General features: G+C 42.7%; 4 protein-coding genes and 1 pseudogene. 4 read left to right on the plus strand and 1 reads right to left on the minus strand.

From position 1 onward, the window contains the following. Nucleotides 1-146: 146 nt before the first annotated feature. From ACE1CM_RS01690 to ACE1CM_RS01705, 4 genes are all read left to right on the plus strand, one after another. Nucleotides 147-4,541, plus strand: a complete 4,395-nt coding sequence (locus ACE1CM_RS01690) for a SpoIIE family protein phosphatase (protein WP_374875676.1) — start codon at nt 147-149, stop codon at nt 4,539-4,541. A gap of 492 nt (nt 4,542-5,033) precedes the next feature. Next, nucleotides 5,034-5,426, plus strand: a complete 393-nt coding sequence (locus ACE1CM_RS01695; RefSeq protein ID WP_374875673.1) for a hypothetical protein — start codon at nt 5,034-5,036, stop codon at nt 5,424-5,426. Nucleotides 5,427-5,572: 146 nt separating this feature from the next. Continuing rightward, nucleotides 5,573-7,789 carry a TOMM precursor leader peptide-binding protein gene (locus ACE1CM_RS01700; RefSeq protein ID WP_374875674.1) on the plus strand — a complete coding sequence of 739 codons (2,217 nt, stop codon included), beginning with the start codon at nt 5,573-5,575 and terminating at the stop codon, nt 7,787-7,789. 8 nt (nt 7,790-7,797) lie between these two features. Next, nucleotides 7,798-9,222, plus strand: coding sequence for a SagB family peptide dehydrogenase (locus ACE1CM_RS01705; RefSeq protein WP_374875675.1), 1,425 nt, complete (start codon nt 7,798-7,800; stop codon nt 9,220-9,222). 361 nt (nt 9,223-9,583) lie between these two features. Here ACE1CM_RS01705 and ACE1CM_RS01710 read toward each other — a convergent pair. Next, nucleotides 9,584-9,769, minus strand: a pseudogene (locus ACE1CM_RS01710) (hypothetical protein); the annotation flags it as partial.

Raw genomic sequence — 9,769 nt, forward strand, 5'->3', positions numbered from 1 at the left:
TTAGTAAGGGGGGGATAGACCCCCTGCCCCCCCTTAGTAAGGGGGGGATAGACCCCCTGCCCCCCCTTAGTAAGGGGGGGATAGACCCCCTGCCCCCCCTTAGTAAGGGGGGGATAGACCCCCTGCCCCCCCTTAGTAAGGGGGGGATAGAAATGATGTTAGTGGCTGGCTTTTCGGGGATTGGTAAGACAGCGGTAGTCAATGAAGTCCACAAACCGATTGTCCGGCAACGGGGTTATTTTATTTCCGGTAAATTCGACCAGTTTAAGCGCAATATTCCTTTGGCTGCCTTAGTACAAGCATTCCAGAATTTAATGCGGCAGTTACTAACAGAAAGTGCCGCATCTCTAAGTGTATGGAAAGCCAAAGTATTGTCAGCATTAGGAGAAAACGGACAGGTAATTATTGATGTTATTCCCGAACTAGAACGAATTATTGGCAAACAGCCAGAAGTCCCAGAACTTGCTCCCACCGCTGCCCAAAACCGTTTCAATATATTATTTGAAAAATTCATTCAAGTTTTTGCTACTAAAGAACATCCTCTGGTTATTTTATTAGATGACTTACAATGGGCAGATTCTGCCTCATTAAAATTAATTCAGCTATTAATGACAGAGGGACAGATAGAGTCTTTATTGTTGCTAGGAGCCTATCGGGACAACGAAGTCGATCCGACTCATCCTCTGATTTTGGCATTAGAAGAAATTCGCAAAAATCAAGCCACAATAAATCAAATTACCCTATCGCCCTTAAATGTGCATGACCTGAATCGCTTGGTTGCCGATACTTTAAATTGTCCTCCAGAAACAGCCTTACCTTTAACAGAATTAGTACATCAGAAAACCAATGGCAACCCATTTTTTGCCAATCAATTCCTGAAATCGCTGTATCAAGATGGCATAATTTATTTTGATTTTAGTGTGCGGTACTGGCAGTGCGATATTGCCCGTGTCAAGCCTTTAGCAGCCAGAAACGACGTAGTTGAATTTATGGCTGGTCAATTGCAAAAATTACCAGTAAAAACTCAGGAAGTATTAAAACTGGCGGCTTGTATTGGCAATCAATTTAACTTGGATACACTATCGATCGCTTATGGAAAATCTCAAGTAGAAACGGCGGCTGATTTGTGGTCTGGATTGCAAGAAGGTTTAATATTACCGCAAAGTGAAATTTATAAATTATTTCAGGATGAGTCATCATTCAGTAACGAAACGCCGATTGCAAATGCTCCAGAAGAAATAACAGTTTATTACAAATTTCTGCATGACCGAGTGCAGCAAGCCGCTTATTTCCTCATTCCCGAAGACCAAAAACAGTCCACGCACCTAAAAATTGGACAGTTACTTTTGCAAAATACGCCTATAGAAGCACGGGAAGAAAATATTTTTGAAATTGTTAACCAGTTGAATATTGGTATGAGCCTTCTGACTCATCAAACAGAGCGAGAAGAACTGGCTCAATTGAATTTGATTGCTGGAACTAAAGCATTGGCATCTGCTGCTTATAATGCTGCTGTCAAATATTTAAATGTGGGAAGGGAACTTTTAGAGTCTGATAGCTGGAATCATCAATATAATCTAACGCTAGCATTATATGAAAAAGCCGCAGAAGCAGCTTATCTCAGCACTGATTTTGCCCAGATGGAGCAATTAGCTGAGGTAGTGATACAGCGAGCAAGATCGCTTTTGGACAAAGTAAAAATCTATGAAATCAAAATACAAGCTTATACAGTACAAAACCAACTGTTACAAGCGGTAGAAACAGCTTTATCGGTGGTGAAGATATTAGGATTCAGCTTTCCAGAAAAGCCAGGTAATTTGAACATTTTGCTGGGAATGCTGGGAACAAAGTTAGCTTTAGGTAAGAAAAAACCAGCCGACTTAACTAACTTGCCGCTGATGAGCGAGCCATTTAAGTTAGCAGCAATGCGAATTCTATTAAGCGTCCAATCTGCTGCTTATTTAGCCGTTCCTCAATTATACCCGTTGATTATATTTAAGCTACTAAAAATATCAATAAAATATGGTAATGCTCCTGGAACTGTTTTTGTTTATACCATTTATGGAGTAATTATTTGTGGCATTGTCGGAGACATTGAAACTGGCTATCAATTTGGACAGCTAGCTTTAAGTTTGTTAGAACGTTTAAATGCGAAAGAATTCAAAACTAAAACATTGTTTGGTATCCATAACTTTATATATCATTGGAAAGAACACGCCAAAGAAGGAGTGCAGCCTTTATTAGATGCTTATTTGAATGGACTGGAAACTGGAGATTTAGAATATGCTGCCTATTCTGCTCACCAATACTGCTTTCGTTTATATGCCATTGGTAAGGAACTAGACGAAGTTGCCAAAGAAATGGCAACTTATAACGATGCTATAACTAAATTCAAACAAGAAACTGCCCTTAATTACAATAAAATTTATCATCAAGCAGTTTTAAATTTAATTGAAACCCCGGAAAACCCTTGTATTTTAAGCGGCGAAGTGTATGACGAACGCACAATGCTGCCAATTCATCTGTCCGCCAATGACCAAACTGCTACTTACAATTTATATTTCAATAAACTTATTCTCTCTTACTTGTTTGCCGATTACGTACAAGCAATTGAAAACGCAGAAAAAGCCCAAAATAATTTAGAAGCCGTTGTCGGTTCGCCATTTGTTCCTCTATTTTATTTCTACGATTCTCTGTCTCGGCTGGCGGTATATCCAGACACCTCGAAGCCACAGCAAAAACAACTGCTCGCCAAAGTGCAAGCTAACCAAAAAAAAATGCAGAAATGGGCAAAATTTGCTCCGATGAATTACCTGCACAAATTTTATTTAGTCGAGGCAGAGCGACATCGGGTTTTGGGCGACAATATGGAGGCAATGGACTATTATGACCGGGCAATAACGGGAGCTAAAGAAAACGAGTACCTTCAAGAAGAAGCACTTAGCAATGAGCTGGCAGCCAAATTATACCTCGATTGGGGAAAAGAAAAAATTGCCCAAGTCTATTTAACTGATGCCTACTATGACTATGCTCGTTGGGGAGCCAAAGCCAAAGTTGAAGATTTAGAAAAACGCTATCCCCAGTTACTTGCTCCCATTCTGATCCAAAAAACCACCGCAACGACAAGGGAGACAATTGTTCAAACGATCCCGAGAACCGTCACATCGAGTAATTCAGGTTCAGCTAATTCAAACATTCTGGACTTTGCAACGGCGATTAAAGCTTCTCAAGCACTCTCCGGGGAAGTGGAACTGGATAAGTTACTCTCCACTTTGATCCAAGTTGCCATAGAGAATGCCGGAGCAGAAAAAGCCGTTTTGATCTTATCGGAGGCAGGCAACTTGGCGATTGAAGCAACGGGAGTGAGTGGGACAAAAGAAGCCACAGTACTGCAATCAATTCCACTGGAAGAGAGCCTGGAGATTCCTGTCAGTTTGATCAACTATGTCTACCGCACATCGGAAGCTTTGGTACTCGACGATGCCAGTGCCGAAAATATGTTTTCTGCTGACCCCTATATCATCGGTACCGAACCTAAATCCGTATTGTGTAACCCAATTATTAATCAAGGTCAATTGCTGGGTATCCTTTATTTGGAAAACAATTTGACCACGAAGGCATTTACTCCGGACAGATTAGAACTATTAAAAATATTATCCGCTCAAGCTGCTATCTCGATTGAAAATTCTCGACTCTATCAAACCCTAGAAGACAAAGTAAAAGAACGTACCGCCCAACTCGCAAGTGCCAACCAGGAAATTAGCGCCCTCAACGAAAAACTAAAAGAGGAAAATCTCCGCCTTAGTGCTGAGTTAGAGGTAACGCGCAAATTGCAACAGATGATTTTACCCAAACAAGAGGAATTAGATTCAATTGAAGGGTTAGAAATTGTGGGCTTTATGGAACCTGCTGATGAAGTGGGCGGCGATTACTACGATGTGTTCTCACAAAATGGTCGAGTCAAAATCAGCATCGGTGATGTCACTGGACATGGTTTGGAAAGTGGAGTAGTAATGCTAATGACCCAAACCGCTGTGAGAACCCTGGAAGAAAGCAATCAAACCAATCCGGTGCAATTTTTAGATATTCTTAATCGGACAATTTATCACAACGTCCAGCGGATCAACCCCCATAAGAACCTGACGCTTTCCCTACTCGATTACGATCGCGGCACGCTGAGTTTAAGCGGTCAACATGAGGAAGTCATTGTGGTGCGTGCTGGGGGTGAAATTGAACGGATAGATACAATGAATCTTGGCTTCCCCATTGGCTTAGATGAGGAGATTGCCGACTTCATTACTACTGAAAAAGTGCAGTTAAACCCAGGCGATGTGGTGCTGTTATACACCGATGGCATTACGGAAGCATTCGACATAAATAGCCAGCAATACGGGATTGAGCGGTTATGTGAAGTGGTCAGGCGCAACTGTTGTTTCTCAGCAGAAAAAATTAGAGAAGCGGTGATTGAAGATGTGCGGCGGCATATTGGCTGTCAGAAAATTTTTGATGATATTACTTTGGTGGTGCTGAAACAAAAATAGATAGCTTTCCCCTACTTATAGCGGTTTGCAGCCCGATGAGGTACACCGCTGCCATTTGGCTGTACTTCACTCATCTGATGTCCGTTGAATTGCCCATAATAAAAAAACCTCACAGAGTCGTTGCGTAGGGACACGGCATCATAGATATCTCGGACAAACAGATAACGTTAATCGTGCCGTGTCCCGGCTTCTTTTTATGGGTAATCGACTACTACAAACATCAATCGTTCGTAGCTACTAATAATTCGTAGATTGGGTTGAGCAATAGCTCAACCCAACCTACCAGCTAAAAAGTTGGGTTTCGTCCCTCAACCCAACCTACAGCTGCAATCCCCTATCAACTCTATGAGACTTGTGCAATAATTCTTGTGGGATAGGCGTCTCGCCTGTCAAAGTGTTTGTTTTTTGGAGAGGTCTATGAGACTTGTGCAATAATTCTTGTGGGATAGGCGTCTCGCCTGTCAAAGGGTTTGTTGTTTGGACAGGTCTATTGTGATTTATTGCTCATTCCTGTACAATCTAGCGCAGTATTTCATCAAACAGGGTAAACAGGGCAACATGGTACTGCAAGCAGGATGGCGGCAAGTCGGCGATCAAGTTTCTCAACTCATTGCCAGAGCATGGCTAGACTCGGAGTTTCAGGAAAGATTAATAGCTGACCCTAAAGCAACGCTGGAAGGGGAAGGGATAGAAATTCCTGAAGGTCTACAGGTGACTATCGATCGATCTACTATTGACTGGAGTATTGGTTCGCGAGCAGGTGATGTAGTTTGGACTATTCCCTTACCGCCAAGACCGGCAGATATTTCCGAGGAACAGCTATCAGATTGGGCGAGTGGGGACTTTTCCCAACAAAATATTACTTGCGTCAATCTCTGCTGCTAAACATCGCCCTGTATGTAGAGAGCAAAATTGATGAATGCAAGTGACTTGACAGGTTGGGATTAAATGATATCCTGTAAAACAAAAACAATATAGCTAAACATTTAGGATGGGACATCTATTACTGATTTACCCATCCGCAACAGCTCATGATTCGTCAACCAAGATTTAAGCATTGCTTCCATATAGAAGTAGTAGAACCAGAAGGAGTCTTTTTGCTCTGGGAACAAGAACCCATATTTTTGACTGGCAAAATATATCAAAAATTAGCTCCTTTGCTCGATGGTTATCGCACCGTACAAGAGTTGGTGAATTTGCTAGCAGATGCGGCATCAGCACCGGAAGTTTACTATGCCTTGATGCGATTAGAACAGAAAGGTTATATTGTTGAAAGCGATAACAGTATCTCTCCTGAAGCAGCCGCTTTTTGGCAGAGCTTGCCAATAGACGATCGGTCAGTATCTGATTTGCAATCAACTGGTGAAGTAGCGGTAACAACCTTTGGTAATATTCCCACTGACTTATTTGTATCGAGTTTAGAATCCCTGAATCTGCGGGTAAATCAGCAGGGAAAATATCAGGTGGTTTTAACAGATGATTACCTGCGCGATGAATTGGCTAGTTTTAATCAAAAAGCAATCCAATTACAGCAGCCTTGGATGTTAGTTAAACCTGTGGGAACCGAGGTATGGATTGGGCCGATTTTCCACCCCGGAAAAACAGGTTGTTGGGAATGTTTAGCGCAACGCTTAAGAGCAAATCGACCTGTTGATGCGTTTATCCAGCAAAGAAAAGGCAAACCATCTTTTTTTCCGACTTCTAAAGCCGCGTTACCTTCTACTCTCCAAACTGCATTTGGTTTAGCTGCTACAGAAGTAGCGAAATGGATTGCACAACCAGAAAGTCAACAGCTAGAAACTCAGGTAGTGACGCTGAATCTCAGGTCGCTGGAAATGCTTTCTCATCAGTTAGTTCGGCGTCCGCAATGTTTCACTTGCGGTCAACCTGAATTATACGCTCCTACTCGCTCTCCCATCCCGATCAATTTACAAAATCGTCCCAAAGTTTTTGTCGAAGATGGTGGCTATCGCAGCATTACCCCAGAAGAAACCTTAGCAAAATACGGACATCATATCAGTCCGATTACCGGAGTAGTGCGAACTCTCAATCGCCTTTCTCCCCCCACCCACCGCTGGAATCACACCTATATAGCTGGACACAACTTCGGTCTAATGTTCGACGACCTTTATTTTCTGCGCCAAACAGTCAGGGGTCGCAGCGGCGGTAAAGGTAAAACCCCAGACCAAGCAAAAGCCAGCGGTTTGTGCGAAGCAATAGAACGCTACTCTGGCACATTTCAAGGCGATGAAATCCGCATTCGCACTACTTATCAAGACTTAGGCGAGACAGCTATTCATCCCCATACCTGCCTAAACTTTAGCTCAAAACAATATCAAAATCGACATGTTTGGAATGCTCATTGTCCGCCGCATCAAAAAATCCCAGAACCCTTCGATACCACACGAATAATTGACTGGACTCCCATTTGGTCTTTAACGGATCAAACCTTTAAGTATCTGCCTACAGCTTATTGCTATTACGGATATCCTCGCTCTCAAAGTCCCGATTGCTGGGCAGACTCCAACGGTGCCGCAGCCGGAAATAATATAGAAGAAGCTATTCTGCAAGGCTTTCTGGAATTAGTAGAGCGGGATAGCGTTTGTTTGTGGTGGTACAATCGCCTGCCAAGACCAGGTGTAAATTTAGCAAGTTTTGATGACCCATATATTCAGGGATTGCAGGAATATTACCGCACAATTGAACGCCTGATTTGGGTTCTTGATGTCACCAGCGATTTTGGCATTCCCACTTTTGTCGCTATTTCTAGCACTTTCGAGCGAAAAGTCAGCCAGCTATTGTTTGGCTTTGGCGCGCATTTCGATGCCAAAATAGCCATTACCAGAGCCTTAACTGAAGTTAATCAAGCACTGCCTCCGGTTTTAACAGCACGGGAAACAAACGATAATCAATTGGATCGAACTACTATTGAAGATAGTCCCTATTTGCTTCCCGAGCCTACCCTACCTGAAAAGATTTACTATGACTATCCGCAATTTTGGCATGAAGATTTACGCGATGACGTTTTAACTTGCCAAAAAATGAGCGAAAAAAAAGGAATGTCTATGCTAGTGCTGGATCAAACTCGTCCCGATATCAATTTAAATGTAGTAAAAGTGATTGTGCCGGGAATGCGCCATTATTGGCGGAGATTGGCTCCAGGACGACTTTACAACGTACCCTTGCAGTTAGGATGGCTCTTTGAAGCACTCCCAGAAGAAAAGCTAAATCACGAGTCATTTTTTTAGTATATCAAATGTCTGAAACTTCTATACTTTCTTTTTTACCTGGCATATCCCTAGAACAACAAAATCAGGAATGGGTACTTCACTATCAAACAACTACCCACTCCAAAAACACGATTTCTTTGCCCAATTCTTCCCAGGGAACATTGAAGGCTTGGCAAGTAATGTGCAAAGATGGAGATACGCGAGAACAACTGAGTTCTCTGGTTCAAGAAACTGATGGGTTGTCCAATCTAGCTGAATTTTATTATTATCTCGCACAATTTGAACGCCTTGGTTTGATCTGTCAAACTATCTATGCAGATGGCACGCCGATAGCGAAAGTGGTTCCCCTTGTACCTGCACCCCCATTGCCAATTGGGGATGTTGCTGCCGAAGGGTCTTATGTTTTGTCGCGGTTTGCTTATTTACATCGCCAGAACAGTCAAATAGTGCTGGAATCACCCCTATCTAAGGTGCAGTTGGTAATACTTGATTGGCGGGGAGGCGCTATTTTAGCCGAACTTAACCAACCATGCTCTTACTCTCAACTATGTCAAAAAATATCTGGTATTTCAGCAAATGCCGTGCAACAATTCCTCAATTTGCTTGATGCTGCCAAGATGCTTTCAGAAGTTAAAATCGAGGGGGAAATTGCCGAAGATAAACAAGAATATCTGGTGCAATGGGAATTTCACGATTTACTTTTCCACAGTAAGGTGAGAAGCGGAAGACATCGCCAACCTGTGGGGAGAACCTATCGCTTTTTGGACAAAATTCCCCAACTTCCTGCGATTAAAAGCCAGGTGACAGACAGTATTATTCCTCTATATCGACCGGAGATTGAAGCGCTGAAAAAAAATGATTTACCTTTTACTCGCGTTTTAGAAGAGAGAAAATCAATTCGCCATTATGGCAAGGAAGCAATTAGCGATCGCCAGCTGGGAGAATTTCTTTACCGTTCCCTCAGAGTTAGAAACATCCTCAAAACAGAAACAGAAGAACTGAGTAATCGACCATATCCCAGTGCCGGAGCTTGCTACGAATTAGAAGTTTATACAGCAATTAATTGTTGCGATAATATTCCCTCTGGTTTGTATCATTACAATCCTCAAGAACATCAACTTTTTTTAGTTTCTCCTAGAACTTCTCAAGTGGAAGCTTTACTAGAGGAAGCAGCGCAAAATAATCCTGAGCGGCAAACTCCTCAAATTCTAATTATTTTAGCGGCTCGATTTCCCAGAATTACCTGGTATTACGAATCCATCGCCTATGCTGGCATTCTGAAAAATGTGGGTGCTGTATTTCAGACTATGTATCTGGTAGCAACTAGCCTCGACTTAGCCCCTTGCGCTATTGGTTGTGGCAACGCCGACTTATTTGCCGCTGCCGTAGGAACAGACTACTATGCTGAGTCCTCTGTTGGGGAATTCGCTCTATGTAGCAAGCAGTCTTAAAAACGCTGTCCTGGCGCTGGGACACAACTCTTGCAATCAGGACTCACCCAACGACCAGAAAAGAAACTTTGGTGAAGAGTCGTTCGCGAAGCGTCGGGTATGCATATCTCTGGTTGCCAAACCAACGATTTTTCGTATCACCAAAGTTTCTTTGCGTAATATGATGTCAGGCAACTCACCCATAATTAAAACTCAGAGCGTCCTTAGTATCCCCGAGTCCTTAGCGTCAGTCCTAACTATGGGTAATCAAACGGACATGATATAAGTCCTGTACTGCAAAAATCTGGGGACGGGTCGGCGAAAAGCCAGATACCCGATTTTTCCAAAAAGTCGGGTATCTCCGCGTCAAGTTTAGTTATACTCACCTACTATCGCCAGAGTTTGATTCGGCAGGTTTCTCATCCATAGGCGAGTAATCAGCGCAATTGCTCGCTTCTTTGGTGAGGACTGTACCAGGATGTACCGCACATTTCAGATAAAAGTTACCCGAAAAGTATCGACAGTTCTTACAGGGAACTTGATTTGAAGGTTTTATTTTAAAACCCAA

The sequence above is a fragment of the Microseira sp. BLCC-F43 genome, from assembly GCF_041929235.1.
In the GTDB taxonomy this organism is placed as follows: Bacteria; Cyanobacteriota; Cyanobacteriia; order Cyanobacteriales; family Aerosakkonemataceae; genus Microseira.